The 26,251-nt window shown below is 59.9% G+C and carries 18 protein-coding genes and 10 pseudogenes; 10 read left to right on the forward strand and 18 right to left on the reverse strand.

Translation table 11 applies throughout. The features are described 5' to 3' along the window. Nucleotides 1-2 precede the first annotated feature (2 nt). A pseudogene (tnpC, locus tag ACVILI_RS32655) lies at nucleotides 3-1,267 on the forward strand (IS66 family transposase); the annotation flags it as partial. A gap of 18 nt (nucleotides 1,268-1,285) precedes the next feature. Here tnpC and ACVILI_RS32660 read toward each other — a convergent pair. From ACVILI_RS32660 to ACVILI_RS32670, 3 pseudogenes are all read right to left on the reverse strand, one after another. Next, nucleotides 1,286-1,897, reverse strand: a pseudogene (locus tag ACVILI_RS32660) (TCP-1/cpn60 chaperonin family protein); the annotation flags it as partial. Nucleotides 1,898-2,100: 203 nt separating this feature from the next. Then, nucleotides 2,101-2,307: pseudogene (locus tag ACVILI_RS32665) on the reverse strand (IS110 family transposase); the annotation flags it as partial. 4 nt (nucleotides 2,308-2,311) lie between these two features. Then, nucleotides 2,312-2,530 (reverse strand): annotated as a pseudogene (locus ACVILI_RS32670) (IS6 family transposase); the annotation flags it as partial. A gap of 139 nt (nucleotides 2,531-2,669) precedes the next feature. Between ACVILI_RS32670 and ACVILI_RS32675 the strand changes: the two are divergent. Further along, complete coding sequence (locus ACVILI_RS32675) at nucleotides 2,670-6,593, forward strand: Ulp1 family isopeptidase (RefSeq protein WP_457102773.1); 3,924 nt, start codon at nucleotides 2,670-2,672, stop codon at nucleotides 6,591-6,593. Between the two features lie 355 nt (nucleotides 6,594-6,948). Here the strand turns inward: ACVILI_RS32675 and istB are convergent, their stop codons facing one another. After that, entirely contained in the window at nucleotides 6,949-7,704 is a 756-nt protein-coding gene (gene istB, locus ACVILI_RS32680; RefSeq protein WP_038646815.1) for an IS21-like element helper ATPase IstB, read from the reverse strand. Nucleotides 7,705-7,716: 12 nt separating this feature from the next. After that, the gene (locus ACVILI_RS32685) at nucleotides 7,717-8,658 is read right to left on the reverse strand and encodes a Mu transposase domain-containing protein (RefSeq protein ID WP_457102774.1); all 942 of its coding nucleotides are present in this window, start codon (nucleotides 8,656-8,658) and stop codon (nucleotides 7,717-7,719) included. 1 nt (nucleotide 8,659) lies between these two features. On the opposite strand from ACVILI_RS32685, the gene ACVILI_RS32690 reads away from it, so the two are divergent. After that, nucleotides 8,660-9,883, forward strand: coding sequence for an IS256 family transposase (locus tag ACVILI_RS32690; protein ID WP_038649879.1), 1,224 nt, complete (start codon nucleotides 8,660-8,662; stop codon nucleotides 9,881-9,883). A 3-nt stretch (nucleotides 9,884-9,886) separates the two neighbouring features. Here the strand turns inward: ACVILI_RS32690 and ACVILI_RS32695 are convergent, their stop codons facing one another. The 6 genes and pseudogenes from ACVILI_RS32695 to queC all read right to left on the reverse strand — a co-directional run bounded on the left by ACVILI_RS32695 (nucleotide 9,887) and on the right by queC (nucleotide 14,468). Beyond that, a complete protein-coding gene (locus tag ACVILI_RS32695; RefSeq protein ID WP_457102775.1) occupies nucleotides 9,887-10,582 on the reverse strand; it encodes a hypothetical protein in 696 nt (231 codons plus the stop codon). A gap of 62 nt (nucleotides 10,583-10,644) precedes the next feature. Next, nucleotides 10,645-10,947, reverse strand: a complete 303-nt coding sequence (locus ACVILI_RS32700) for a hypothetical protein (protein WP_457102776.1) — start codon at nucleotides 10,945-10,947, stop codon at nucleotides 10,645-10,647. Nucleotides 10,948-11,043: 96 nt separating this feature from the next. Next, nucleotides 11,044-12,024, reverse strand: a pseudogene (locus ACVILI_RS32705) (IS5 family transposase). A 658-nt stretch (nucleotides 12,025-12,682) separates the two neighbouring features. After that, complete coding sequence (gene queE, locus ACVILI_RS32710; protein ID WP_038654934.1) at nucleotides 12,683-13,417, reverse strand: 7-carboxy-7-deazaguanine synthase QueE; 735 nt, start codon at nucleotides 13,415-13,417, stop codon at nucleotides 12,683-12,685. Further along, nucleotides 13,414-13,770, reverse strand: coding sequence for a 6-carboxytetrahydropterin synthase QueD (queD, locus tag ACVILI_RS32715; protein ID WP_038654931.1), 357 nt, complete (start codon nucleotides 13,768-13,770; stop codon nucleotides 13,414-13,416). Before queD ends, queE begins: the two co-directional genes overlap by 4 nt. Further along, nucleotides 13,770-14,468, reverse strand: a complete 699-nt coding sequence (queC, locus tag ACVILI_RS32720; RefSeq protein WP_038654928.1) for a 7-cyano-7-deazaguanine synthase QueC — start codon at nucleotides 14,466-14,468, stop codon at nucleotides 13,770-13,772. The genes queD and queC overlap by 1 nt, the downstream gene beginning before the upstream one ends. 595 nt (nucleotides 14,469-15,063) lie before the next feature. On the opposite strand from queC, the gene ACVILI_RS32725 reads away from it, so the two are divergent. Further along, nucleotides 15,064-15,189: a hypothetical protein gene (locus ACVILI_RS32725; RefSeq protein WP_276315590.1), complete on the forward strand. Its 126-nt coding sequence runs from the start codon at nucleotides 15,064-15,066 to the stop codon at nucleotides 15,187-15,189. A gap of 47 nt (nucleotides 15,190-15,236) precedes the next feature. On the opposite strand, the pseudogene ACVILI_RS32730 reads toward ACVILI_RS32725, so the two are convergent. The 5 genes and pseudogenes from ACVILI_RS32730 to ACVILI_RS32750 all read right to left on the reverse strand — a co-directional run. After that, nucleotides 15,237-15,584: pseudogene (locus tag ACVILI_RS32730) on the reverse strand (IS3 family transposase); the annotation flags it as partial. Between the two features lie 44 nt (nucleotides 15,585-15,628). Then, nucleotides 15,629-15,682: pseudogene (locus ACVILI_RS32735) on the reverse strand (hypothetical protein); the annotation flags it as partial. Next, entirely contained in the window at nucleotides 15,666-16,385 is a 720-nt protein-coding gene (locus ACVILI_RS32740; RefSeq protein ID WP_276315591.1) for an IS630 family transposase, read from the reverse strand. The pseudogene ACVILI_RS32735 and the gene ACVILI_RS32740, both read right to left, overlap by 17 nt. A 97-nt stretch (nucleotides 16,386-16,482) precedes the next feature. Next, nucleotides 16,483-16,727: pseudogene (locus ACVILI_RS32745) on the reverse strand (DUF2185 domain-containing protein). Nucleotides 16,728-16,792: 65 nt separating this feature from the next. After that, a pseudogene (locus ACVILI_RS32750) lies at nucleotides 16,793-17,771 on the reverse strand (IS5 family transposase). Nucleotides 17,772-17,834: 63 nt separating this feature from the next. Here ACVILI_RS32750 and ACVILI_RS32755 point away from each other — a divergent pair. Continuing rightward, a pseudogene (locus tag ACVILI_RS32755) lies at nucleotides 17,835-18,263 on the forward strand (DDE-type integrase/transposase/recombinase); the annotation flags it as partial. 381 nt (nucleotides 18,264-18,644) lie between these two features. On the opposite strand, the gene ACVILI_RS32760 reads toward ACVILI_RS32755, so the two are convergent. Then, nucleotides 18,645-19,295, reverse strand: a complete 651-nt coding sequence (locus ACVILI_RS32760) for a helix-turn-helix domain-containing protein (RefSeq protein WP_457102777.1) — start codon at nucleotides 19,293-19,295, stop codon at nucleotides 18,645-18,647. Between the two features lie 15 nt (nucleotides 19,296-19,310). On the opposite strand from ACVILI_RS32760, the gene ACVILI_RS32765 reads away from it, so the two are divergent. Further along, nucleotides 19,311-19,997: a B3/B4 domain-containing protein gene (locus ACVILI_RS32765; protein ID WP_457102778.1), complete on the forward strand. Its 687-nt coding sequence runs from the start codon at nucleotides 19,311-19,313 to the stop codon at nucleotides 19,995-19,997. A 269-nt stretch (nucleotides 19,998-20,266) separates the two neighbouring features. On the opposite strand, the gene ACVILI_RS32770 is transcribed toward ACVILI_RS32765, so the two are convergent. Then, nucleotides 20,267-21,895 (reverse strand): IS1634 family transposase, encoded by a 1,629-nt coding sequence (locus tag ACVILI_RS32770; protein ID WP_038655116.1) that lies wholly within the window; start codon nucleotides 21,893-21,895, stop codon nucleotides 20,267-20,269. Between the two features lie 178 nt (nucleotides 21,896-22,073). Here ACVILI_RS32770 and ACVILI_RS32775 point away from each other — a divergent pair, with 178 nt between their 5' ends. The 4 genes from ACVILI_RS32775 (at nucleotide 22,074) to ACVILI_RS32790 (ending at nucleotide 26,204) form a co-directional block, all read left to right on the forward strand. After that, nucleotides 22,074-22,856 carry an ABC transporter ATP-binding protein gene (locus ACVILI_RS32775; protein ID WP_038654657.1) on the forward strand — a complete coding sequence of 261 codons (783 nt, stop codon included), beginning with the start codon at nucleotides 22,074-22,076 and terminating at the stop codon, nucleotides 22,854-22,856. A gap of 36 nt (nucleotides 22,857-22,892) precedes the next feature. Further along, complete coding sequence (locus ACVILI_RS32780) at nucleotides 22,893-23,654, forward strand: transporter substrate-binding domain-containing protein (protein WP_038654655.1); 762 nt, start codon at nucleotides 22,893-22,895, stop codon at nucleotides 23,652-23,654. 71 nt (nucleotides 23,655-23,725) lie between these two features. Further along, the gene (locus ACVILI_RS32785; protein ID WP_457102779.1) at nucleotides 23,726-24,421 is read left to right on the forward strand and encodes an ABC transporter permease; all 696 of its coding nucleotides are present in this window, start codon (nucleotides 23,726-23,728) and stop codon (nucleotides 24,419-24,421) included. Nucleotides 24,422-24,575: 154 nt separating this feature from the next. Further along, nucleotides 24,576-26,204, forward strand: a complete 1,629-nt coding sequence (locus ACVILI_RS32790) for an IS1634 family transposase (RefSeq protein ID WP_038655116.1) — start codon at nucleotides 24,576-24,578, stop codon at nucleotides 26,202-26,204. Nucleotides 26,205-26,251 lie beyond the last annotated feature (47 nt).

Here is a 26,251-nt window from a genome sequence, read left to right on the forward strand (position 1 = left end):
AGCAAGTCGAAGCTGCCGGTCTGGAGGACAACGAGCAAGCCGCTCCCGCTGTTCGACAGGCGCAGGTCGCCAAACGCCGCACGAACAGAGATTCGCTGCCAGCACATCTGCCGCGCATCGAGATCGTGGTCGATATAGATGACCACGCCTGTCCCTGCTGCCGCAACGACCTGCATCGTATCGGCGAGGACGTCAGCGAGAAGCTGGACCTTGTGCGCGCCCAATTCCGCGTTCTTGTGGTGCGCCGCCCAAAGTATGCCTGCCGGGCCTGCGGAGAGGTCGTTGTTCAGGCTCCAGCCCCGGCAAGGCTGATCGAAGGCGGCATTCCGACGGAAGCAACCGTCGCTCAGGTGCTGATTTCCAAATATGCCGACCACTTGCCGCTGTATCGCCAGGCGCAAATCTACAAGCGTCAGGGCATCGATCTCGACCGTGCGACCCTCGCCGACTGGGTCGGCCGTGCCGCCTGGCATCTGCGCCCGGTCCATCAGTGGCTGCTTGATCATCCCAAGACCGGCCAGCTCTGGGCTTATGCACGAGATGACCGGCCGTGGCAGGGCGATGACCCGCCCGGTGTCGCCTATGTCTATGCGCCAGATCGCAAAGGCGAACGACCGATGGCCCATCTCGACGGCTTCGTCGGCATCCTGCAGGTAGACGGCTACAGTGGATATCGCCCGCTCGCTGCAAAGAACACCGTGTTGCTAGCTTTCTGCTGGTCCCACGTTCGACGCCGCTTCTATGAGCTGGCTGCGGCCGGTCCGGCACCCATCGCCAGCGAGGCGCTGCGACGCATCGCCGAACTTTACAGGATCGAAGAAGAGATACGTGGCCGGACCCACGAGGAGCGTCATGTCGCCCGCGAGGAAAGAAGTCGTCCGATCACCGACAGCCTTGCTCCCTGGCTGCATGAACAACTCAGCTACATCAGCCAGAAGACAAAGCTCGCCGAAGCAATCCGCTGCGCTTTGTCACGCTGGGACGGCTTGACCCGATTCATCGACGATGGCCGGATCGAGATCGACTCCAACGTCGTTGTTCAATCAGACCAATTGCCCTCAATCGCAAGAATGCGCTGTTTGCCGGTTCCGACGCCGGAGCCGAACACTGGGCAACCATCGCGTCGTTGATCGAGACCGCCAAGCTCAACGATGTCGAGCCGCTCGCCTATCTCTCTGACGTTCTCACCAAGATCGTCAACGGGCATTCAAATAGTCAGATCGACCAACTGCTGCCGTGGGCCTACGCCGCAAATCCCGATCTCAAAGCGTGGCCTGAGAACACCGCTTACGTTGTAGCCGAAGGTCGCGCCCTTGTTCTCAAGGATCTTGCCGGCAACGATCGATGCTTCCACACCGGCGTTCGAGGCGATCTGGCGGGCCGGAGCCTGCAGCGCGCGACGCACGATGTTGATGCCAGCAGCCTGGTCGGCATTGGCGCCGGCAGCCTTGATGTTGGCCGAAGCGCGCAGCAGGGCCACGCCACCGCCGGCAACGATGCCTTCTTCCACGGCCGCGCGGGTCGCGTTCAGCGCATCGTCAACGCGGTCCTTCTTTTCCTTGACTTCGACTTCCGTCGCACCACCAACGCGGATCACCGCAACGCCGCCCGCGAGCTTGGCGAGACGTTCCTGCAGCTTCTCCTTGTCGTAGTCCGAGGTGGTCTCCTCGATCTGCTGCTTGATCTGGGCGACGCGGCCCTGGATCTCGGACTTCTTGCCGGCGCCATCGACGATGGCGGTGTTCTCCTTGGAGATCGACACCTTCTTGGCGCGGCCGAGCATGTTGAGGCCGACATTCTCGAGCTTGATGCCGAGGTCTTCCGAGATGACCTGGCCACCGGTCGGTTCTGTCGCAGAACTCCAGGACTGTTTCGGCATCCAATGTCTGAGCCCGATTGCATGACCGGCCGTCTCCGAGCACGATCAACCTCACATGCGGTCGCCGTTCAGGACGGCGCACCAATATCCCGCTTGCGGCGGGCAAGGGCTCAGGAGGATGAGACCATTCTACAAAACGGCATTCAGGCCATGCCAGGTATCGGTTCATCCACCTGGATCGGCCAGGACTGATCGGGTCCTGGCGGATTACGGGATTAGGGTCAAACAGCCTTCACCACGACGCCTTCGATCACGATGCCGGCGGTCACATACTTCCAGAGTGCGACTAGCAGCTTGCGGGCGAGCGCCACGATCATTGTCTTACGCATCCGCCCGCCGTTTTGATCGACGCGTCCACGGAACCAGAGAGCAAGCGCCGATTGCGGTTGATGACGCAGCCATAGCCAGGCGAGTTGAACCATCGGCGTTGTCACGTTGTTTGCAATGTGGCCGTATGCGGCGCGCATAATCAGGGCCGTGCTTTCGGCACCATCGGCGGATGGTCTCGTAGGAAACGACGATCCCGCGATCGAGCAGCATTTCCTCGACATCGCGCAAGCTCAGATTGAAGCGGAAGTAGAGCCAGATAGCACGGGCCACGATTTCGATCGGATAGCGGTGGTTCTTGTAGGTCGGTGCACTCACGGTCATGGGCGCGCTGCTACCTCAATTTCCTTACCCCTCAATCAATGTGACAGCACCGTTCGATTTCGTCAGGTTGTCGACAGCTCCCCTATGGCAGATACACGCTCGGCTTCAAACTAGCTTGCATTGCTGAAAGTGAGAACGGATGGATTTCACCTCAACCAATCGGATGCGCGAACAATCGAACAGGACCGGCCTGCGAGAGAGCTCACCCGCGGCATCGTCCGCAGTTGCGGTGGCGTTTGAGCAGCAGCTGAGCGAGATCGCCAATTCAGGTGGAGGCGGTAAAGCAATACCAGCCGGCTCGGCGTCCCAGCCGTCGCCGATTGGTGGTCGGCTCAACCCGTCCAATGGTGGTGAAGTCCTCGAGTTCATCGGAAGGGGCGATCCCGCGAAACTCCAGCCGGCATTAGGTCATCTTCCGACCTCGCAGTCGACGGGCGGCATCGTGTCGATCGGCCGCCCTAAGCGGAAGGCCGTTTCGCTCATCAATTCCGGAGACGCGACACCGCTTGAGCCGAGGTGGGTCGGCGCCAGCGCTGCGCAGCAAAACGCGTCGCAAAACGCTGGCAGTTGGCCAAAGCAGCGTCCTGCGGCAGCCCGCGATCAAGACGCGGGGTTAGAGCCGATGGCCGAACCCGGCCCGTCCTCTACGCCGCCGCGGCCGGCTCAGTCAGTTCGGCGTCGGAACCAGCCTCTTTATCCCGAGGATGCTCCGCTGATTTTGGGGCTTGACGATGCCCTCGTTAAGGCCGGGGCCTCCGAGCACACCGTCAACGACTATGTACGTGCTCTTCGCAGATTTGGCCGCTGGCTCTTCGCAAACGACAAAACTCCCATGAAGTATCGCCTCGACCAGCAGTCGCTGACCGATGATGCGCGCGAATTCTTAGGAAAGCGTAATCCAAAGGTACTCCTTCCGGCCATAGATCATCTCCGGACCTCGCAGTCGACGGGCGGCATCGCTCCGATCGCAGGCCGCGCTGAGTTGACTCCACATCCGGAGGACACGGCTCTCATCGCGGCTCTCATCAAAGAGTACAGAGACAACGCCGATATTGAGACCGGCAAAAGGAATGCAACTGCTCTTAGGAGTTTCAGTGACTACCTGCGTCAAAGGAACAAGAAGGGCATCGCCGGCCGGCTTTCCGGCAAGGCGCTGGATGGAGATGTCAAAGTTTACAGGATGGACGCCGGTGGTGATCGAAGGATCGGCTCCGCACTGGCTTATCTCCGAAAATCGCACGCCGGCGCCAAAGCGATCGAGCGCGAACGCCATGTTCCCGTCGTTGCTGATCCCAAGGACGCAGTACTGATGGAGCCGAGGCGGGTCGGCGAGGCGCTTTCGCAGTACAGCGCTTCGCACGAAGCCGGCAATTGGCCAAAGGAGCTGGCTGCCGCAGCCCACGATCAAGATGATGTGCGTTTCGAGTTGACTGACGAACCCGGCCCGTTGTCCTTCCCGCGGCCGGCTCGGTCAGTTCGGGTTCGCAGGAAGCAGCAGCCTCTCTATCCCCAGGATGCTTCCCTTATTTTAGGCCTTGAGGAGGCCCTCGCCAAAAGCAACGCCGCCGAACTCACCATCAAGAATAATGCACAAATTCTTCGCCGCTTTGGCCGCTGGCTGCACGCAAATAACAAAACGAGCATTGGTGCTCGGCTCAATAGCAAGTCGTTGTCCGATGGCGGTGAAGTGCTCGAGTTCATCGGAAAGGGCAATCCCGCGAGACTCCTGACGGCATTAGGTCATCTCCGAAGCTCGCAGTCGACAGGCGGCATCGTGGCGATCGGCCGCTCTAAGCGGAACGCCCCCCCCGGGGCCGTTTCGCTCATCAATTGCGGAGACGCGACATCGCTGGCGCCGAGTTGGGTCGGCGACGCCGCTGCGCAGCACAGCGCTTCGCATGAAGCTGGCAGTTGGCCAAAGCTGCTTCGTGCGGCAGCCCGCGATCAAACCGTGGGTTTGGAGCTGATGGACGAACCCGGCCCGTCGTCATTTCTCGAGCATGACCAGGCACGGTATCCCGGAGTGTCCAATCACCAACGGTCTCGGGACGATTTGATGGGTGTACCCCCCTCGAGCAACAACCTAATGCCAAGCGAGGAAGCCTTCGTCGGCGATGAGCATGACACAGCTGGGTTGAGGCCAGCGAAGCGGCAGAGGAAACTGAATGCGCCGCCAGCCGTCGCCATTCAGCTGCAGCTGAACGGGATCGCTAATTCAGGCGGTTGCATGCCGATGCAGCCCTCCGCCTACCAGGTGGGCGCATTGCCATTGGAAGAGCAGCTCGTCGTGCGGGGGAGAGAGTCCGAATACATTCCAAGGCTGCAGTCTGAGATTAGGGGTATCGGGGGCGCCGCTGCGCAGCACAGTGCCCCGCATGACGCTATCGCTCCGCGATTCGTCGTTCCTATGGAAGATTACGATCAGGATCTACTTTGGGAGGGAATGAACAAGGCCGACTCACTGCCCTCTCTGGGGTCAAGTGCGAGCCATTGTCAACCGCCGGCGTCTGCAGGAGCCGTGCATGCTTTGAACAGGCGTCACGACCGCCATCCGGGTGCGGACGAGTTTGCCGGGAGCAGCGTCCTGCCGAGGCGCAAGGACGGCGGGTTCGAGGCAATGGTCCATCGGAATCCGCCCACACCATTCGAGCTCAATGCTATGGTTCCGGCACCTGATTTTCCGCCGCCGTTTGCCGGGCCAGTACCGGCTCATCACCATGGCGCTCGACAACCCGGCGTGCCGCAGGAACTTTCTCCCGTGCCAACGTCATCGAACGGTAAAGGTTTGGCGTGGTTAAGCGAGGAGTTGGTGCGGCGGCAGATGCAAGAGCTGGCTTCACTATTACGTGCCGGAGCTCAGCATCTCTATCCTGGCTCTGAGGCATTGGTTGCTTCAGATCCGTCCGACTTGCGCGACGATGCTCACTTTGCGCCAGGGCCGCCGCCCGGTGCGAGGGCTCGTTCAGGCACCTTCGATGGTCTTCAGTCTTTTGTTGATCTGAATGCGCCCACACCGTCCGACTTGCGCGACGATGCTCACTTTGCGCCAGGGCCGCCGCCCGGTGCGAGGGCTCGTTCAGGCACCTTCGATGGTCTTCAGTCTTTTGTTGATCTGAATGCGCCCACGCCGTCCGACTTGCGCGACGATGCTCATTCCGCACCGGTGCGTCCGCGCAAGCAGACGCTCGGCGACACGGAGCGGCAAACGATGATGCAAGGGACAGAGGCCGCCGCCGTCTTCGGGCCGGGAGGCCCCGGTGACGGTCCGCTCATGCATCGCGGTCGACTTTCGCCGATGGGTGAAGCTGCGCCAGCGACGCGGGCCAAGATTCGCCAACCCGCATCGCCAGTAACCACCAGGCCGGGAGACACCTACCGCGGCCTTCCAGTGGTTGATTTGACTACGTCCACGACCACCTCCTCCGATACTCAGCTCGGGGCGTCGGGTCCGAGAGCCTCATCCAATGTCGCGAAGGGATTGGTGCTCGGGCCCGACCAGTGGCTCGCCGACGAGCACATACTGAGGGATTACAATTTGCTTCACGAGCAGCTGCAGGCGCTCGATCCGATGCTCGCCGCGCGGACGCTGCTGGTGGATCCGTCGGTATCCCATCTACTGCGTCATCGCGAGCTGCAATACGCGCGAGACATATTGCAGTCCATCTATAATCGAAATGCCGGCCCAGCCGACTTCGTGTTCGTGCCAGTGAACAACGGCACTCTTACCCGCGAAGGCAGTCATTGGTCACTGCTGCTGGTTGATCGCCGCAATCCAGAAATGCCGGTCGCCTATCATTACGACTCCCTCCAGCGAGCGGGCCACAACAACGCGCCTGCAAAACGGCTCGCGAGAGTGCTGAACGCCACCTCGGAGCCAGCTCCCATGGCCCAACAGCTGAACAATCATGATTGCGGCGTCTTTGTCTTGGACGGCACGTGGGAGCTGGTTCGACAATTGTTGGACGGGCAGCGGCCGGACCACGGGCCCCTACCCCTGGACGACCTCGTCGCCGACCGGCCGGCGCTGCAAGACCGCCTAAGGAGACGCTTGCCACACGAGTAGCAGCTGCGGCAGCCGCTGGATTATAAACTCGCGCCCCAATGATGGCGTTCGAGCCAGGGGAATTCCGGCAGCTGTTGGATAAGAAGCATGCCTCATCGACGCCGGAAACTAACTGACCCCACCTGCGCGAACGGACTGTGTTCATCCGCCAACTCGATGATTGGGCGACGAAAAAGACGAAACTTCGGTTTGCGCGGCCATCGGATTGCGTATTCCGACGAAGCCGGCCATCGATTCCGATTTGAAGCCGGCCAGTCATTCCGATTTCATTCCGGCCGGTGTTCCGATTTGAAGCCGGCCATTTTTCGGACTGATCCTGGGTCTCGTTGATGTTTGGATTGGGTTTCGTTTCAGGTCAAGCGTGCGCTGTTTCGGACGCTCTCGGCGAGCGCTGTTTTCGCATGCTTTCACCGGTGAGATCGATGCGATAGGCGTTGTGAACGAGGCGGTCCAGGATGGCATCGGCCAGGGTTGGGTTTGCAATGATCTCGTACCAGCGATCCAGGGGCAGCTGACTGGTGACGATTGTCGATCGGCGTTCGTAGCGGTCTTCAATGATCTCAAGCACATCACGCCGCTGGTCATCATTGAGTTTTTCCGGTCCCCAGTCATCGAGAATGAGAAGGTCGGTTTTGGCGAGTTGCTTGAGGATCCGGCCATAACGTCCGTCGCCTCTCGCGAGGGCAAGCGTTGCAAACAGCCGGGGAACGCGGTGATAGGCGACGGAGAAATCCTCTCGGCAAGCTTTGTGGCCAAGCGCACAGGCCAGCCAGCTCTTGCCGACGCCGGCCGGCCCGGTGATGAGAAGACTGTGATGCTTTCTGATCCAGTCGCAGCCGGCGAGCGCCATGAACAGATTGCGATCAAGACCGCGTGCGGCACGAAAGTCGGCATTCTCGATCTGTGCGTCATGGCGAAGTTTTGCAGCTCTGGCGCGGGCTTCGAAACGCTTCTGGCGGCGCATGGTAGCCTCGCGCTCGAGCAGCATGGCAAGCCATTCGCCATGCTCGAGGCCGCGTGCTTCGGATTGTGCGTCGAGTTCCTGGAAGGCAGTGGCCATGCCATGAAGGCCGAGTTCGCGCAGCATGTTGATGGTCGGATGGATGAGCATTGGTATGTCTCCTCAATGGAAGTAATCAGGGCCACGCAGATTGGCGTGATCGACGATGGCGGTCGGTTCGGTGGAATGCCTTGCGGCCTTGTGATTGGCGATGAGCGAGGCGATGCTCTTGCAGTTCAGCCCACCGATCTCGACAGCGCGGGCTGAGACGGCTTCGGCGCGATCGCGTGTGACATCGCGAAACAGGCGAAGGACACCCAGGCATGTTCGAAAGCCTTGTTCAGGATGTGGGCGGCTGGCGAGGATTGCGACAACCAAGCCTTCCGTCTCGGGCCCGACGGATGCGGCCCAGCGACGGAAACGATCCGGCGTCCACTCGGCATATCGCCGGTGGGAGCTGGGCATATGATCCGGATCCGTCCCATGACGAGGGCCGCCATAGCGGCGCTGATGGACGGCAATGCGCTTGCCGCGGTGGAAGATCTCGATGGTGCGTGCCGTTGCCCTCAGATCGACTTGCTGACGAATGAGGTTGTGCGGTACGGAATAGAAGAAGGTCTTGAACTCGACGTGGTAATCCGTCGAGACGCGGGCCAAACGCCACTCGGCGAATTCGTAGTCTTCGCTCGGAAGGCTTGCCAGCGCAGCACGCTCGACGCTCTCAAACAGTTGCCGGCGACTGACGCCCAGCCGACGCATGACGTGATCATTGATGCGATTGAGTGCCTGGCGAATTGCGGCATTGGCCTCGGCCAGCGAGAAGAAGGTCTGGTTGCGCAGCCGCCCCAGAATGCATGACTGGGCGAAACGCACGCCGTTCTCGACTTTCGATTTGTCCTTCGGCCGTCGCGGCCGTGCCGGAAGAACGCCGACGCCATAATGGGATGCCATCATGCCGTAGCTGCGATTGATCTCGGGATCGTAGAAGCTGGCGCGGCTGACGCCCGACGGGACTGTCAGGAATTCCGTGTGCGGGCGGGCATAATGGGTAAAAAGGATTCCCACTATGACCCGACGCAAAGAACCTGCGATACCGAATGATCTTCTCGACCAGCTTCTGGCAGGCGGGGCAGCCAGTGCTGCCTTCGAACAGGGCGGCCTGCTGGATACGCTCAAGAAGGCTCTGACCGAGCGCGCGCTGAACGCGGAGATGGACCATCATCTGGCGAGCGGCGAAGACGCTGGCAACACGCGCAACGGTTATGGCCGCAAGACGGTGACGACCGAGACCGGCAAGCTGGAGATCGATGTTCCGCGTGACCGCCAGTCGAGTTTCGATCCGCAACTGATCGCCAAGTACCAGCGCCGTTTTCCCGGCTTTGATGACAAGATCGTGTCGATGTACGCGCGTGGCATGAGCACCCGGGAGATCACCGGGCACCTGCGCGATCTGTACGGCATCGATGTGTCTGCGGACCTGATCTCAACGGTGACGGACGCCGTGCTCGACGAAGTCGCCACCTGGCAGCAAAGGCCGCTCGATCCGATTTACCCGCTGGTCTTCTTCGATGCGATCCGGGTCAAGATCCGCGATGAAGGGATGGTCCGCAACAAGGCCATCCACATCGCACTGGGCGTGCGCGCCGATGGTGCAAAGGAGGTGCTGGGCCTGTGGCTCGAGCAGAATGAAGGCGCCAAGTTCTGGCTGCGGGTGATGAACGAGCTCAAGAACCGCGGCACGGAGGATATCCTTCTGGCCGTCGTCGATGGCCTGAAAGGCTTCCCGGACGCGATCACCGCTGTGTTCCCGGAGGCGATCGTCCAGACGTGCATAGTCCATCTGCTGCGCAACTCGATGGACTTCGTGTCCTGGAAAGATCGCAAGAGCCTCGCCGGCGCACTCAAGGAAATCTACCGCGCCGTCGATGCCGATGCCGCCGAAAAGGCGCTGGCGGCGTTCGAGGCCGGCCCCTGGGGCCTGCGCTATCCCGCCATCGGCCAGAGCTGGCGGCGCGCCTGGGCCGAGGTCATTCCATTCTTCGCGTTCCCTGACGACGTCCGCCGGATCATTTACACGACGAACTCAATAGAGGCGTTGAACTCGAAACTTCGACGGGCTGTCAGGGCCAGGGGCCATTTCCCCAGCGACGACGCGGCGACCAAGCTGCTCTATCTGATCTTGAACCGATCCGAGAAAGAGTGGAAAATGCCGCCACGTGAGTGGACCATGGCCAAGGCCCAATTCGCTGTCATCTTCGGCGAGCGCTTCATCAGGGCAATGGCTGCATAATGTTCAACAGCCCGCCCGCACACGGAATTCCTGACAGTCCCCGCCCGACTTCAGATTGTCGGGGACGATCAGGCGGGGAACGCCATCAAAGAAACGAAACATCCTGACGTGTGAACCAATCCAATCCGGCAGTGTCTGGGTCCAGGTCGCTTCGGCATAGGTCAAGCTGGACGCACCCAGCACTGCCACGAAGATCTCCGCCTCACGGATCTCGCCGGTGTCTCGATCAACGATCGGGATCTTCTTGCCGGAATAGTCGACGAAGACCTTGTCGCCGGCGGCGTGTTCCTGGCGCATCGTCGGCGAAAGCCGCTGTTCGAAGCTGCGAAAGAGCTCGCAGAACCGGCTGTAGCCATATCCGTCGGGATGACTTCCTCGATACTCCTCCCACAAGATGAGGAGCGTGACGCCCGGCTTCTTGAGCTCGACGGCAAGATGGGCCCAGTTCGGCTCTGTGCGCCGCCGCGTGCCCTGCTTGACGCCATTGCGAGCGAAGAGTTTGTTCTCAAGCGCGTCATCGGTCAGCTCGCCTGGCAGGGGCCAGCTCAACCCGATTGCCGCTGCGCGCCGCAGATTATCCTGCACCGTACTGCGTGCTATTCCCAGCACGACCGCAATCTCGCGGGAGCTGGTCCCGCTTCCGGCAAGCCGAAGCATTTGTCTCAACTGTCTCATGGTCAGCCTTCTCTTTGCCGGCATCAAAATGTCCTCGTTCATCGCGAGGTAATTGATGCCAAAGTTGCTGACCCAGGAGGTAATCTTCAGTGCCGAAAACCGGCCGGTCTTTGGTTGGAATGGTGGCCGGCTTCATACCGGAATGGTGGCCGGTGTTTGATCGGAATGGCGGCCGGCTTCACGTCGGAATCCGCAATCGGATAGATGGCTTCGACCTTCATCGTCTTCATGAAGCTTTCCGCTTTGGCATTATCGTAGGGATTGCCGCGCCGACCCATCGATCCAATAAGATCGTGCTCGGCGAGAAGATTGCGATAGAGGAGCGCGGCATATTGGGCGGATTCAAATGGTCGTCGCAACACTCTGAAGTTGGAGGTTGCGATGAGCATTGGAAAGCGGCGATCGGCACGGTCTGGACGAGCGCCATTACCTAGCCCTGTTGCATGGATTGACTTTGGATGAGGCAACCCTATCCACTGCATTTTTCATGCAACGCGCTCGAACTTGGGCCGGCCAAGTTCTGTCATCCGGTTAAGAACACGGACGCCAATCTTCGCTTCAGTCTTCTGATTGTCAAAATGTCGCGCTTTGAGTTTGGGCCCGATCACAGCCTTCCATCGACCCATCTGGGTCTCAGCGCGACTGCGCTTGTTGTAGCCGGTGGATTTCTGCCATGCCATCCGCCCTTTGGTCTGGATTTCTGCAATATGGCGATCGCGGACAGATGGAACCAGCACCGATTGAGGGCTGGCAACGGCAGTCTTGGGAGTGGGATAATGACCTCCACGATCTCACCAAAGCGTGTCGCCAGAAGATCTCGGGTTGGCGTTCCATCATAGGCGCCGTCGGCAATGAACTTCTCGACGGGGCCACCGATCTGGTCCAGAAGTCCTGGTAACGCTGTCGGATCGCCGACATCATCCACGGTCAGATCGGAACAAACAATCTCACCACTGACAAGATTGAGACCAAGGTGCAGTTTGCGCCATCTTTTGCGTTTGCCCTTGGTTTTGTGCTTGTTTTCCAGCCACTCGCCCTCGCCGAAGACCTTCAAGCCGGTGCTGTCGACAACCCAGATGGACCAGACCTGATGTTGTGGCTCGGGACTTTGTCGACGGCAACGCCAGCCCTTTGCTCCGGCGAGACAGGGTGGAGAAGTCAGGCACGGCAATATCGAATCCCATCAGCGCCGCGACACTGCGCATCAAGCCTTGGGTCTGGCGTAGCGCCAGCCCGTAGACGACGCGCAGGGTCAAGCACAACGTAATCGCCAGATCCGAGTATTTCGGCTGACCACCCCGCGATGTCCGCCTCCGCGCCGTCCATAAAGACAGGGCCTCATCCCTCACCCAGATGGTCAAATCACTACGTTGACGCAGGCTTTCATTATATGCCGGCCAATTCGTCACTTGATATTTCTGCTTGGCAATCTTGTCCCGCCGATCGGCATTGAACTTGTGCGGCATCGTCGAAATCCGGATCAGGAGACTGAAAACCACCGCTCAATATCAGTCGCCGGGTGATCCACGCAACAACGCCGGCGGCAAGCACCTGCACGTAGGGCTTGGCATAGAAGGCCCTGCGAGGCGCGGGACTCGCGCTGCGGATTGGTGAAGCTAACATCATTTCTCTCCCAACCGGATAGGGGCCGGGCTCTTCCTCCCTTCCAAGGTTTCTCCCGTCGCGACGCTCCGGTCGAACGCTGCTGCCAGGTCGGCCGCAAGTGCCGTGCCAAATAGCGGCGGCGCGCGAGGCTTCACGCCGTGCTTGTGCGGATTTCTGCAAACGCCACTGGCGCGTGCCTCTTATCGAGAGAAGGGCCCAGTGTGGGAGATGGGAGAGTCGCTCCGGGGCCGTTAGACGCAGCCTGGCGGCGGCCAAGCGATTGCCACAGCGATCCCGTATCGTTTGGCGCTCTACAAAATGGCGGGAGTCGACCGGCCGCGTTGTGACATAGGCCTTAAGTTGCTCTGCTGGTGCGATCGCTGTGCTGCATCCGCACCCCCCGGATCAACGGCGCCTGGTTGGGAGTTCGACGCCGGGTGCGGATTTCACAAAGAAACAACGGGTCGACACCCAAGCGAAGCTCCGCAGACGCAGTTCCAGTGCAACGAAAGACGCAGGCTAGACGGCCCTCTTGTTGCCCCACAGCAGAACGTGCAGCTGCGGCAGCACGCGTGCATCGAACCACCTGTCGCCGGTTACCTTTTCAACCAGCCACTCCATGCGTTTCATTATTCCGTCCATATCGACAGACGCGTCTTCGTTGCCAGGACCGGGCGGCGTGTGATTGCCCGGTTGCAGGTAGACCGGAAGGCGCGGAAATCGCTCCGCGGCGCCTTTCGCGTAGACGTAGTCGCTCTCGTCAAAAACAACGAGCTTGAGCACGATTTGAGGCTTCTCCTGCGCTGCATCGACGCACGCCTCGAGAGCGGCCCAATCGGTCATCATTTCGCTCGAAGGCGGCTTTGGGCTGAGGACCAGCACGTCAAGGTCGCCAAACCAGTCCCTGGCCACCGAGCCTTGGGTCTCCAGCGCAAAACGGTAACCTTCACGATGGCCTCGCTCGATGAGCGCACGAAATGGCTGAATGGCCGGATTGCCGCCTGACAGCGACACCATCACTGGCCGACCGCCGGAAAGGGTCACGACGGTTTGCCATACCGCATTGATTGGCATCATCTCCCATTCGCTGCGGAATTGATTGTCCACCGCATGGAGACTGTCGCACCAGGAACAGCGATAGTCACACCCGCCGGTTCTGATGAAGACCGTCGGCAAACCGATGAGCACGCCCTCGCCCTGGATCGTCGGCCCGAAAATCTCGCTCACGCGGATTGCGGTATGCGTATCGGTCATGGCCGGTATTCCGCCCAGGTTTTCGGCGTTTCGCTCACCCGCACGGCCGAAGCTTCGGGCAGGCGTGCCTTGCACCATAGATAAAAATGTCTGGCAAGGCATTCCGCGGTGACTTGCTCATGTCCCAGCACGTCGTTGAGATGTCGGTGGTCGAAGCCCTCGTCGATATAGCGTTTGAATGGCGCCAGATCGTGATAGTCGCGCACGAAGCCGTCGTCGTTCAGTTCCTTCGCCGAAAGCTCCACTTCGACGATGTAGTTGTGCCCGTGCAGGCGCGCGCATTGGTGATCGGGCGGCAACGAGGTGAGCTGATGCGAGGCCGAGAAGTGGAATTCCTTGGTGATGCGGAACATTACGCGGTCCTCCTTCGCAGCGCGTCGAGCCAGAAGTCGGAGTCCTCGTAGTCGGTGGGGTCCGGGTGCCCAGAAAGATGAAATGCCTCGCGCCGCTCGACGCAGGTGCCGCACCTGCCGCAGTGACGCTCGGCGCCCTTGTAGCAGGACCAGGTCTGCGCAAATGGCGTTCCGTATGTTGCACCATCCCTCACAATGTCCGCCTTCGTAAGATTCACATAGGGCGCGTAGACGCGAATCTTCGCGTAGCCGTCGAGCGCACGGTCTTGCATCATCTGGAAAGAGTCGATGAAGGCCGGACGGCAGTCGGGATAAATGAAATGATCCCCACCATGCACGGCAGTCGCCACCGCTTCGACCTTGTGCGCGGCGGCAAGCCCGAAGGCGGTGGCCAACATGATGGCGTTCCGGTTCGGCACCACCGTCGCCTTCATCGTGTCTTCGGCGTAGTGCCCGTCCGGCACATCCACACCGTCTATCAGCGCGGAGCCGGAAAGGCCGCGACCGATTTCGCGGATGTCGATGATGCGATGAGGGACGTTCAGACGCTCAGCGCAAAGGGCGGCAAAGCTCAATTCCTTCCGGTGCCGTTGGCCATAATCGAAAGACAGAAGGCCGGCGAGCTCGTGCTGGGCTGCCACCTTGTGAGCAAGAGTAACCGAGTCCAATCCGCCGGAGCAGACGACGAGAGTCTTCATCATTGGGTCCTTGTTTTAACCGGGTAGGCTGCGACCGGAGATTTCTCTGCGCTCCTCGTACTTCAGGAAATCCATGTTGTGAAGTGAATATGGAGACGAGTTTGATGTGCTGACGCGACAAAGCGCCCAGAGGCGATGCCCCTGCAATAAACACGGACGAGCGAAACGGCACGCTTCAGTGGATGTTCAAAGGCGAGTCGAATAGGCTCTGAAGGAGGACCGAATCTTCGGAAAACAAAGTTCGCGACGCTTCGATCAAGGGCCCGGCGGCAACGCGTTTCGAGGACGCCACCGCGAGGTTTCATGTACAAGACGGCCCGAGAATGGCGTTGCCGCAAAGAACGGACTTACCAGATGGGATACGCCGAAATGCAGATGTCCGGAATGATCACGACATCAATTGTCGCGGCAACTTGGTTGGCCGCCTCTTCGGGTTGCGTAGATCCCGCACATTGCGCTTAAGGATCGGTTCGAACGGAGCACGTCTTCGGTCAATGGCCGCCGGCAAACCCTAAATGATCGGTCGTGACCGACATATGTGAAAAAGCCGGTGTGCGTCGATTGCAATCACCCCAGTGTTGCGCGCAGTTACCTTATGAATGAACTGGATTTGATGATTTTCCAGATGGCGGTCGAAAGCGTCCGCTCGCTCTCCCTGAGCTTCGCTGAAAAAGTCGCGGAGATAGCCACCAGGGGCACCGTAAAGTTAACCGACGGCTGATGAAGATGTGCGAACATTGGCCTGCTGCCGGTTTTTCGGACACCAGGTTAAGCTAACATAGCTTGTTCCTCAAACTCCACGGGGCTCAGATAGCCCAGCGTCGAGTGGTGCCGCTTGGGATTGTAGAAGCATTCGATGTAGTCAAACACATCCGCCCTGGCGTGATCCCTCGTCCTATAGACCTTACGGGCTGTCCGCTCGGTTTTGGGGGACGAGAAGAAGCTCTCCATTGCGGCATTGTCCCAGACGTTGCCGGACCGGCTCATTGAGCAGGTGATGCCGTGATCGGCCATCAGGCGCTGGAACTGCTCGCTAGTATATTGCGATCCCTGATCCGAATGATGCAGCAGGCTGTCTGGCTTGCCTCGGCGCCAGATTGCCATGATGAGGGCGTCTTGAGCTTGGCGAAGGCGTTCTCGATCGGGTTGAAGTCGGGACTGTAGGGCGGCAGGTAGAGCAGGCTCGCCCCTGCGGCCTCAATCGCGTCGCGCACGGCCGGCGGCCTTGTGGGCGGGCAGGTTGTCCATGACGACTACGTCGCCCTCCGACAATGTCGGGACCAGCACCTGCTCGACATAGGCCACGAATACGTTGCCGTTCATAGCGCCGTCGTAGACGAAGGGCGCTGTCATGCCCGTCAGCCGCAGCGCTCCGGTGAAGGTCGTGGTCTTCCAGTGGCCATGCGGCACGCCGGCCCGGCAGCGCTCGCCGCGCGGCGCTCTTCCACGCAGGCGGGCCATCTTGTGGAGAGGCCGGTCTCGTCGATGAACACGAGCTTCGCCGGATCGAGATCGAGCTGGCCGTCGAACCAGTCCCGGCGCCGCTTCAGGACGTCGGGGCGATCCTGCTCCAGTGCGTGCGCGGACTTTTTTGAATGTCCCGCCGTGGCCGCGAAGCCAGGCGCTCAAGGCGCTGCGGCTGATCCGCACCGAATGCTCGGCGATGAGCCGCTCCACCATCTCGTTCAGCGTGATGTCCTTGCGCTCCTCGATCAGCCCGACGATGAAGGCTTCATGCGCATCGAGGCTGGAGGCGCGGCGGCGGCCCTGCGGGCGTAGCGCCAGTTCGCCGATCTTCGCCCGCGCAATCCAGCGGATCGCGCTGGACACTCCCACGCCGAACCGCGCCGCCGCTTGCCGCGCCGACATGCCCTCGTCCGAAGCCTTCAAGACCCGCGACCGAAGATCCCCGCTCAATGCTCTTCCCATCGTCCACCTCCATCGAGGTGGATGTTGAATCAGCACAAAACGCAGCCGTCACATCACAATCGATTCATCGATCACAGGACGTCCTCTAGATGAGGTCACTATTCGGTTCGTGCACCTTGCGGGTCGGGGGGACCAAACCTGAAGCCGTGCGAATGAAGGCTGACCCAACGGGAGCATCCAGTAGCGGGATGATTTTGGGGTCGTAGTTGGCAATGGTATTAACGTCGTAGATTGCGTGGTTGTTGGCGTCGCTCATGTAATCATCGCTCTCATCACCCGCGAGAAAGGCCCACCACTATCAAGATCCTTATGAGGCCGAGTGCGATACATATAACCTACGGGGCGACCATCGACTGTTATCCGGTCGCTTGCAATCGCCCCGCCGCGCCCCGTTACTAAAGGCCGGATTTGATCTGTGGCCGGCCAATTTCTGTCATCCGGTTAAGAACACGGACGCCAATCTTCGCTTCAGTCTTCTGATTGTCAAAATGTCGCGCTTTGAGTTTGGGCCCGATCACAGCCTTCCATCGACCCATCTGGGTCTCAGCGCGACTGCGCTTGTTGTAGCCGGTGGATTTCTGCCATGCCATCCGCCCTTTGGTCTGGATTTCTGCAATATGGCGATCGCGGACAGATGGAACCAGCACCGATTGAGGGCTGGCAACGGCAGTCTTGGGAGGTGGGATAATGACCTCCACGATCTCACCAAAGCGTGTCGCCAGAAGATCTCGGGTTGGCGTTCCATCATAGGCGCCGTCGGCAATGAACTTCTCGACGGGGCCACCGATCTGGTCCAGAAGTCCTGGTAACGCTGTCGGATCGCCGACATCATCCACGGTCAGATCGGAACAAACAATCTCACCACTGACAAGATTGAGACCAAGGTGCAGTTTGCGCCATCTTTTGCGTTTGCCCTTGGTTTTGTGCTTGTTTTCCAGCCACTCGCCCTCGCCGAAGACCTTCAAGCCGGTGCTGTCGACAACCCAGATGGACCAGACCTGATGTGGCTCGGGACATTGTCGACGGCAACGCCAGCCCTTTGCTCCGGCGAGACAGGGTGGAGAAGTCAGGCACGGCAATATCGAATCCCATCAGCGCCGCGACACTGCGCATCAAGCCTTGGGTCTGGCGTAGCGCCAGCCCGTAGACGACGCGCAGGGTCAAGCACAACGTAATCGCCAGATCCGAGTATTTCGGCTGACCACCCCGCGATGTCCGCCTCCGCGCCGTCCATAAAGACAGGGCCTCATTCCTCACCCAGATGGTCAAATCACTACGTTGACGCAGGCTTTCATTATATGCCGGCCAATTCGTCACTTGATATTTCTGCTTGGCAATCTTGTCCCGCCGATCGGCATTGAACTTGTGCGGCATCGTCGAAATCCGGATCAGGAGACTGAAAACCACCGCTCAATATCAGTTCGGTGATCCACGCAACAACGACACATCAAGGTGCACGGCAAGTGGATTTATCTCTACCGCGCCATCGACAGCGTCGGCGACACGGTCGAGTTCTTCTTCAGCGAAAACCGTGACCTGCCAGCAGCCAAACGCTTCCTCCGCAAGGCCTTTGAGCGCCATGGCCGGCCGGATCGCATCGTCATCGACGGCAGCCAGACAAATCACGAGGCGATCCTTTCCGGCGATGCTGAAAGCCGTTTGCGGGATCGATCGCGGCGACCGCTGAAGCCGATCCGCACCCGCCAAAGCCAGTACCGCAACAATCGCTTTGAGCAGGATCATCGACGGATCAAGTGCCGCATCAGCTCCATCCTCGGCTTCAAGGCGAAGGCGACCGCCGAAATTATCCTGTCTGGCATCGAGATGATCCACATGATGCGCAAACGGCAGGCGAGGTATGCCTAGAATCCCAGCCCGTCAATCGCCGAGCAGTTCGCCATCCTCACGGCATAGAACGCCGATCCGGATTCCTGCCATCCTTTGTCCCGTTTCGATCTTTGCGACAGAACCATTTGTTTTGGTGTCGCCGCCTTTAGGAGGACTCGCGTGCTGGACGAGCTTTCACAGCCCCGGACAGCACGATACACCGACAGGCGCGCAAAGATCACGGTGTCCAATATCTCACCAGCAGCGACTGTGCAGCAGAACCGCAAGAACGGGACCTTGGAGTTCGACTTGGCTTTGCCTCGTTGGATAGAGTGGAAACGGAACAGTCGCTCAGTGCGTTGCGCGACGCGTTCGACCTCTACTTGCGCGGAACCTGACACCGCGCCAAGAATGTTAATGCTAGAGACCCGTTCTCAACCGTGGTCGCTGCAACTCCGCCACAGCCATGACAAACCGGAGTTCCTGCTTGCCACTGTTCATGTAGGCGTGTTTGTCTTCTGTGCGAGCCAGCACGGATGAACCGGCTGGAACGAGATGTTCGCTATCGCCCAACTTAAGGGTAAGTTCGCCAGCTTCCACATTGAGCAGTTCGAGCGTTCCCGGCGAATGCCCAGGGGATTCGAATGTCTCGCCGGGAAACAGCGTCCAGCGCCAAAGTTCGATTTCGTCGGGTCCTTGCGTTCCCACCAGGAGCGTAGCGCTGCCTCCCTTGGGGCCGCGCCAAAGGATGGAGGCGTCCTGCGGTGGGACGATACGTACCGGCAAGCTGACCGCCACTCCAACGAAATCAGCCACCGATACACCCAATGCGGTCGCTGCACGGCAGAGGATCGCGATGCTGGGATTGGCGGTCCCTTTTTCAATCTCAACAAGCATGCCTTTGCTCACGCCGGATTTTTGCGACAGCTGATCGAGCGTCAGGCCGCTTTGCCGCCTGAACGTTTTGAGGTTTTGAGACACCGTGGCGCTGACGCGTTCAACATCAGCGACCGCCTCAGTCGATATATTGACTTTCTTTTTCATGGTCGGTATATAGACCAGATTGGTCAATGGGAGCTAGAGGCCGTGTTGAATTTTCCGGTGGTCGACAAGGAAATTGCGGGCATCGCCCCTGACTTCCGCGCGATCAGCATTCTTGTTGATGCCAATGGTACAAAGAAGGGACGGATTGATCCCAACATTTTGTTGAGCGCTTGCGACTACGTCGCCTCCGGAGGACCGGAGTGGGGAGATGCGCATCTGGCCAACTGGGGTGACGTATACAGCCGGTTCGGAGCAAAGCCAAACCGGACGCCGTGCTCGGCGCTGGCATTGAAGAAACGTGTGGAGAAGGATGGCCGCATTCCATCGATCAACCCTGTCGTTGACCTTTACAACGCGGTGAGCCTGCGTTTCGCGATACCGGTGGGTGGCGAAAACTTCGATGCATATGTTGGACGGCCGCGGCTGGCGGTTGCAGAAGGTACCGAGCCCTTCGACACTGTCATGAATAGCGAACCGATCATCGAAAGTCCTTCCAAGGGAGAGGTCATCTGGCGCGATGACGTGGGCGCCACATGTCGGCGATGGAATTGGCGGCAGGGTACGCGCACCCGCTTGGAAACCGTGGGGGGCCGGATGTGGTTTATTTTGGAGAGCTTGTCTGCAATGCCACAGGAAGCGCTCGAAGAGGCCGCCAATATGCTGATGAGCGGCTTAAGAGAGCTGTCGCCAGGGTGTGAGATCTACAAACAGAACATAATGGTCGGCTAACGCGCCAGCGATCAACCCCAAGTAAGTAAGTCGAGGTGACATGCGATGCGACGTCTCGACGTCGCACGAGCGGCTGTTTGCGAACAGCTTTCACTGATCACGAAGTCATTTCGCCGTCGCGAGACGGCAATGGCGGAGCTTTGCCTGCGCAAGGAGCAGGCAGCCGTCGAAACCCTAGCCCGACTTAAACACCGCCTGTGAGAATATGTCATTAAGTCAGCATGTTAGGCGCGCGCCGGCGCGTGTTACCACTACATTTTGGGGGGATCTCAGGCGAGTTGTTCGTCGAGGTTGTGTGGCAGAGCGATGCCAGCTGCCTTGAAGACGTTGCCCACTTGGCCGGTGACGTGAGTTCTGGTTGTGACGATGCGACCATCCTTTTCGATGGTGGCTTCCTGGAGGCGATCGAGATCGCGTAGGAGCGGCTGCCATTCGGGCGTCAGGCCTTTGGCCCGGCAGAGGCGGCGCAGTTCCTTGCTGAGCACGAGCGCCAGGAACGAGCAGAACACATGCCCGCGGATGGCGGCATCGGATTGGTGGAAGATCGGCCGGGTATTGAAGGTTGCCTTGGCGGCGCGGAACAGGCTCTCGACCTCGAGCAAATCGCGATACCGCAGCACGGCCTGGAGCGGGGTCACCTTCGCGTTGGTCCGCACCACGGTGATACCGTCGTAGCGGGCTTCCTCGGCAAGCTTGCCGACATCGATCTTGAAGTTCTTGCCGCCGGCCTTGAGGTAACGCCGGTAGGCCGAGTTGCCGACCAGTGCCTTGTCGCCCTTCTTGAGCTGTGCCTCGAGGCCGGCGATGATCGCCTGGCGGTCGGCCTTGTCCTTCTCGGCCTCGGCGTCATTGCGGCTGACGATGTAGCGGTCTTTACCGAACTTGACCTCTTTGACCCACAACTGAGTTTCACCGCGCTGGCGCTCGAGAACGAGCGGAACCATCGGCGCCGTGTCATTGAGCACGACGTTGTGGATCACGCTGCTCGAGCGTTCGCGGGCCCCCAGAATGTATTCCATGCCCAGCTTTTCGAGCGCGGCGATGGTATCGGCGCTGATCATGCCGCGATCGGCGACAACGCAGGCGCGTGTGACGCCGAAGCGCGTTCGCAGCCGATCGACCACCGGCAACAGGACGGTCACGTCAGCGGTGTTGCCAGGCACCATCTCGGTGCAGATCGGCCGGCCCTCGCCATCAACGACCAGCGCCAGGATCATTTGCGCCAGATCGGGGCGGAAGTCCTTGGAATGCCCGCGCTTGCCCAGCGTCTCGCCGCCCGCGCCGTAGAAGGATAACGAGGTTGTGTCCATGAACACAAGGCTGAGGTCGGTGAACAGGTCCTGCCGGCGCGCGAAGAGCTTTTCCTCGATCACGTCTTTCACGCAGCGCGCCACCAGCGCGCCTTGCGCCTTTTCGCCGCGTTCCTCGCCCAGCCACGCCATGGCCCGGTAAAAGTGATGGAGCGCCAGACCCTCGGCGCCCTCGATACCATAATCGGCCATCCAGTTCGCGCAGTCGCGGTCCGAGCCCGACACGAACAGCCGATGCAACGTGCCAATGAACACCGCCCGTTCCACCGCAAAGCCGAACTGGCGCCCTTCCAGCACCTCTTCCAGCACATCGCCAATCCCGAGCCGCTGCCACAGCCGCCCGAACAACAGCGGACCGCCAATGCGGCGAGAGGCAATCCGCCCCGCGTCAATGTCGGACAGGATGAGGCTGCGTTCGCCATGGCGCGCAATCGAGGCCGCCAATCTGTCAAGTTCGCCGCTGGCAACCAGCGCATCCTTGCGGCCCAGTGCCTTTATCGTGCGCTGGCGAACGGTTTTGCCGTCGCGGACACTTTCCACGAGGTAGAGATAGCGATGGCCGCGCGCGACTCTCTCAACGACAAACATGCCAGCGTTGTTAGTAAATAAATGCCATAAAATCCATACAACATGCGGCTAGCAGATCAAATGTTGTTACCACACATTTTCGCGCCCGAAATTCAAGGCAAATGAATTCAATGGCTTAACGGACAGTGTTCGCTATCCGTTCACGTCCAACTGTTCAAGTTGGGTCAAGGGAGGTTCAATGCGCACGGACACATCCGCCCCCGCTTTGGTCGTCAACAACGTCCACAAAAGTTACGGGGCTCATGAGGTCTTGAAAGGGATTTCCCTTACCGCAGAAAAAGGCGACGTCGTCTCGGTCATCGGATCCTCGGGTTCGGGAAAAAGCACGCTCCTGCGCTGCATCAATTTCCTTGAGATTCCCGATCAGGGAACGTTCCAGATCAATGGGGAAGACGTGGTTTTCCGGATTGGACGTGATGGCAGATGTCACCCTGCCAGCTGGCGGCAGATCGAGCGGCTCAGAAGCGGCCTCGGCATGGTCTTCCAGAGCTTCAACCTCTGGCCGCACATGACCATTCTTCAAAATGTCATCGAAGCGCCCGTGCATGTGCTCGGTGTCAAGCGCAACGTTGCCATCGAAAAGGCTGACAGCCTGCTGGCCAAGGTCGGCCTCTACGACAAACGCGATGCCTATCCTGCCTTCCTGTCTGGCGGCCAGCAACAGCGGGCATCGATAGCCCGTGCGCTTTGCGTCGATCCCGCGGTCATGCTGTTCGACGAGCCGACATCGGCGCTCGATCCGGAGCTTGTCGGGGAGGTGCTGAAGGTGATCCGCGGCCTCGCCGAGGAGGGCCGTACCATGGTGATGGTCACCCATGAAATGAAGTTCGCACGCGACGTCTCGACGCGCGTGATGTTTTTGCACCAAGGCCAGGTGGAGGAGATCGGTCCGCCTGCCCAGGTCTTCGGTGCACCCAAGAGCGCTCGCTGCAAGGAGTTTGTTGCAGCCGGATCGCACTAACCACTCCAACGTCCCAACACAAAAAGGGGAACGCAAATGAAGCATCTGGGAAAAGTTCTAGCGCTCGCAGCGGTCATACTGACGACCAACGCTCATGCCGAAATCCGGTTCGGCGTCGTCAATGAGGCCTATCCGCCTTACACGACAAAGGACGCGTCGGGGAAAGCGATCGGCTGGGAAATCGATCTGATGGATGCCGTGTGCGCAGAGCTCAAGGAAAAGTGCACCATCGTCGACGTCGCCTGGGACGGCCTCATTCCGGCTCTGGAAAGCAAGAAGATCGATGTCATCTGGTCTTCGATGTCGATCACCGACGAGCGCAAGAAGCGTATCGATTTCACCGACAAATATTACTCCGCACTGGCCGGCATGATCGGCACCAAGGATGGCACCATGGGTGTCACGGCCGAGCAGCTGAAAGGCAAGACCATCGGCATAGCCGTTTCCACCACGCAGTCGGCCTACTTCAAGAAGCACTTCGCCCAGGTCGCGACCGAGAAAAGCTATGCGACCGTGGATGAATCTTTCCAGGACCTGGCATCGGGACGGATTGACTATGTATTCGCCGACACAGCGCCGCTGAAGGAGTTCCTCAAGACGGACCTCGGGCAGGGCTGCTGTGAATTCAAAGGCAATGTCGAGCCAGACAATGCCATTCTTGGGGCCGGGGTCGGCGGCGGGATCCGCAAAGGCGACGACGCATTGCGTGAAAAGCTGAACGCCGCGGTCCAGGCCGTCAGAGCCAACGGCAAATATGCCGAGTTCAGCAAGAAGTACTTCGACTACGATCCCTATTGAGCCCAACGGCAAGGCAGATTTGTCCCGAACGCTTGGGGGCAAATCTGCCGGCCTGTTTTTGAAAGCTTGCCATGAGTTCCTCAAATTCAGTTCTGGACATGCTGGCGATCGCGCCTCCCGGCTGGGGTGGCGTGCTGCTCACCGGAGCGGTCGCAACCCTGTTTATCTCGTCTGGGGCCTATCTGGTCGGCATGGCGCTGGGTCTCGCCGGCGCTCTGGGCAAGTTGAGCGGCTTTCGGCCGCTGCGGTACACTTTGAACGCCTATACGACTGTCGTGCGGGCAGTTCCTGAGCTCATTTTGATCGTGGCCCTGTACTATGCGGGAACCGATGGTCTCAATCGGATTCTCGCCTGGGCGGGACTTGGCCCGATCGAGGTCAACGGTCTGGTGGCGGCAGTCGCGGTGCTTGGCTTCGTCCAGGGGGCCTACATGACGGAGGTGCTGCGCGGCGCCATCCTTGCAATTCCTGTCGGACAGCTCGAAGCTGCCAAGGCTTTCGGCATGCGGCCGACACTACGCTTTCGCCGGATCGTGTTGCCTGCTCTCATACCCAACGCGCTGCCGGGTTTCGCGAACCTGTGGATGTCGGTCATCAAGGACAGCGCGCTGATCGCGGTTGTGGGCTACCAGGAGCTGGCTCTCGCAGCCCGCGTCGCTGCGAGCAATACCAAGCAGTACATGGTTTTTTTCCTGGCTGCCGCGGTCCTCTATCTCTTGATCACCATCGTATCGAACATGCTGTTTTCTGCGTTTGACCCAACTTGAACAGTTGGACGTGAACGGATAGCGAACACTGTCCGTTAAGCCATTGAATTCATTTGCCTTGAATTTCGGGCGCGAAAATGTGTGGTAACAACATTTGTGCTGTTTGCTCTGTTTTGTCTGGATTTGACGGCATTTATTTACTAACAACGCTGGCATGTTTGTCGTTGAGAGAGTCGCGCGCGGCCATCGCTATCTCTACCTCGTGGAAAGTGTCCGCGACGGCAAAACCGTTCGCCAGCGCACGATAAAGGCACTGGGCCGCAAGGATGCGCTGGTTGCCAGCGGCGAACTTGACAGATTGGCGGCCTCGATTGCGCGCCATGGCGAACGCAGCCTCATCCTGTCCGACATTGACGCGGGGCGGATTGCCTCTCGCCGCATTGGCGGTCCGCTGTTGTTCGGGCGGCTGTGGCAGCGGCTCGGGATTGGCGATGTGCTGGAAGAGGTGCTGGAAGGGCGCCAGTTCGGCTTTGCGGTGGAACGGGCGGTGTTCATTGGCACGTTGCATCGGCTGTTCGTGTCGGGCTCGGACCGCGACTGCGCGAACTGGATGGCCGATTATGGTATCGAGGGCGCCGAGGGTCTGGCGCTCCATCACTTTTACCGGGCCATGGCGTGGCTGGGCGAGGAACGCGGCGAAAAGGCGCAAGGCGCGCTGGTGGCGCGCTGCGTGAAAGACGTGATCGAGGAAAAGCTCTTCGCGCGCCGGCAGGACCTGTTCACCGACCTCAGCCTTGTGTTCATGGACACAACCTCGTTATCCTTCTACGGCGCGGGCGGCGAGACGCTGGGCAAGCGCGGGCATTCCAAGGACTTCCGCCCCGATCTGGCGCAAATGATCCTGGCGCTGGTCGTTGATGGCGAGGGCCGGCCGATCTGCACCGAGATGGTGCCTGGCAACACCGCTGACGTGACCGTCCTGTTGCCGGTGGTCGATCGGCTGCGAACGCGCTTCGGCGTCACACGCGCCTGCGTTGTCGCCGATCGCGGCATGATCAGCGCCGATACCATCGCCGCGCTCGAAAAGCTGGGCATGGAATACATTCTGGGGGCCCGCGAACGCTCGAGCAGCGTGATCCACAACGTCGTGCTCAATGACACGGCGCCGATGGTTCCGCTCGTTCTCGAGCGCCAGCGCGGTGAAACTCAGTTGTGGGTCAAAGAGGTCAAGTTCGGTAAAGACCGCTACATCGTCAGCCGCAATGACGCCGAGGCCGAGAAGGACAAGGCCGACCGCCAGGCGATCATCGCCGGCCTCGAGGCACAGCTCAAGAAGGGCGACAAGGCACTGGTCGGCAACTCGGCCTACCGGCGTTACCTCAAGGCCGGCGGCAAGAACTTCAAGATCGATGTCGGCAAGCTTGCCGAGGAAGCCCGCTACGACGGTATCACCGTGGTGCGGACCAACGCGAAGGTGACCCCGCTCCAGGCCGTGCTGCGGTATCGCGATTTGCTCGAGGTCGAGAGCCTGTTCCGCGCCGCCAAGGCAACCTTCAATACCCGGCCGATCTTCCACCAATCCGATGCCGCCATCCGCGGGCATGTGTTCTGCTCGTTCCTGGCGCTCGTGCTCAGCAAGGAACTGCGCCGCCTCTGCCGGGCCAAAGGCCTGACGCCCGAATGGCAGCCGCTCCTACGCGATCTCGATCGCCTCCAGGAAGCCACCATCGAAAAGGATGGTCGCATCGTCACAACCAGAACTCACGTCACCGGCCAAGTGGGCAACGTCTTCAAGGCAGCTGGCATCGCTCTGCCACACAACCTCGACGAACAACTCGCCTGAGATCCCCCCAAAATGTAGTGGTAACACGCGCCGGCGCGCGCCTAACA

It is taken from the genome of Mesorhizobium sp. USDA 4775 (assembly GCF_054062655.1).

Bases quoted from the DNA above. Each gene is read 5' to 3' on its own strand.
- queC (WP_038654928.1), bottom strand. From the start codon at position 14,468: ATGAAGACTCTCGTCGTCTGCTCCGGCGGATTGGACTCGGTTACTCTT.
- ACVILI_RS32695 (WP_457102775.1), bottom strand. From the start codon at position 10,582: ATGCCGGCAAAGAGAAGGCTGACCATGAGACAGTTGAGACAAATGCTT.
- ACVILI_RS32725 (WP_276315590.1), top strand. From the start codon at position 15,064: ATGAATGAACTGGATTTGATGATTTTCCAGATGGCGGTCGAAAGCGTC.
- ACVILI_RS32790 (WP_038655116.1), top strand. From the start codon at position 24,576: ATGTTTGTCGTTGAGAGAGTCGCGCGCGGCCATCGCTATCTCTACCTC.
- istB (WP_038646815.1), bottom strand. From the start codon at position 7,704: ATGCTCATCCATCCGACCATCAACATGCTGCGCGAACTCGGCCTTCAT.
- ACVILI_RS32770 (WP_038655116.1), bottom strand. From the start codon at position 21,895: ATGTTTGTCGTTGAGAGAGTCGCGCGCGGCCATCGCTATCTCTACCTC.
- queE (WP_038654934.1), bottom strand. From the start codon at position 13,417: ATGACCGATACGCATACCGCAATCCGCGTGAGCGAGATTTTCGGGCCG.
- ACVILI_RS32785 (WP_457102779.1), top strand. From the start codon at position 23,726: ATGAGTTCCTCAAATTCAGTTCTGGACATGCTGGCGATCGCGCCTCCC.
- ACVILI_RS32775 (WP_038654657.1), top strand. From the start codon at position 22,074: ATGCGCACGGACACATCCGCCCCCGCTTTGGTCGTCAACAACGTCCAC.
- ACVILI_RS32675 (WP_457102773.1), top strand. From the start codon at position 2,670: ATGGATTTCACCTCAACCAATCGGATGCGCGAACAATCGAACAGGACC.
- queD (WP_038654931.1), bottom strand. From the start codon at position 13,770: ATGTTCCGCATCACCAAGGAATTCCACTTCTCGGCCTCGCATCAGCTC.
- ACVILI_RS32780 (WP_038654655.1), top strand. From the start codon at position 22,893: ATGAAGCATCTGGGAAAAGTTCTAGCGCTCGCAGCGGTCATACTGACG.
- ACVILI_RS32690 (WP_038649879.1), top strand. From the start codon at position 8,660: ATGACCCGACGCAAAGAACCTGCGATACCGAATGATCTTCTCGACCAG.
- ACVILI_RS32700 (WP_457102776.1), bottom strand. From the start codon at position 10,947: ATGCTCATCGCAACCTCCAACTTCAGAGTGTTGCGACGACCATTTGAA.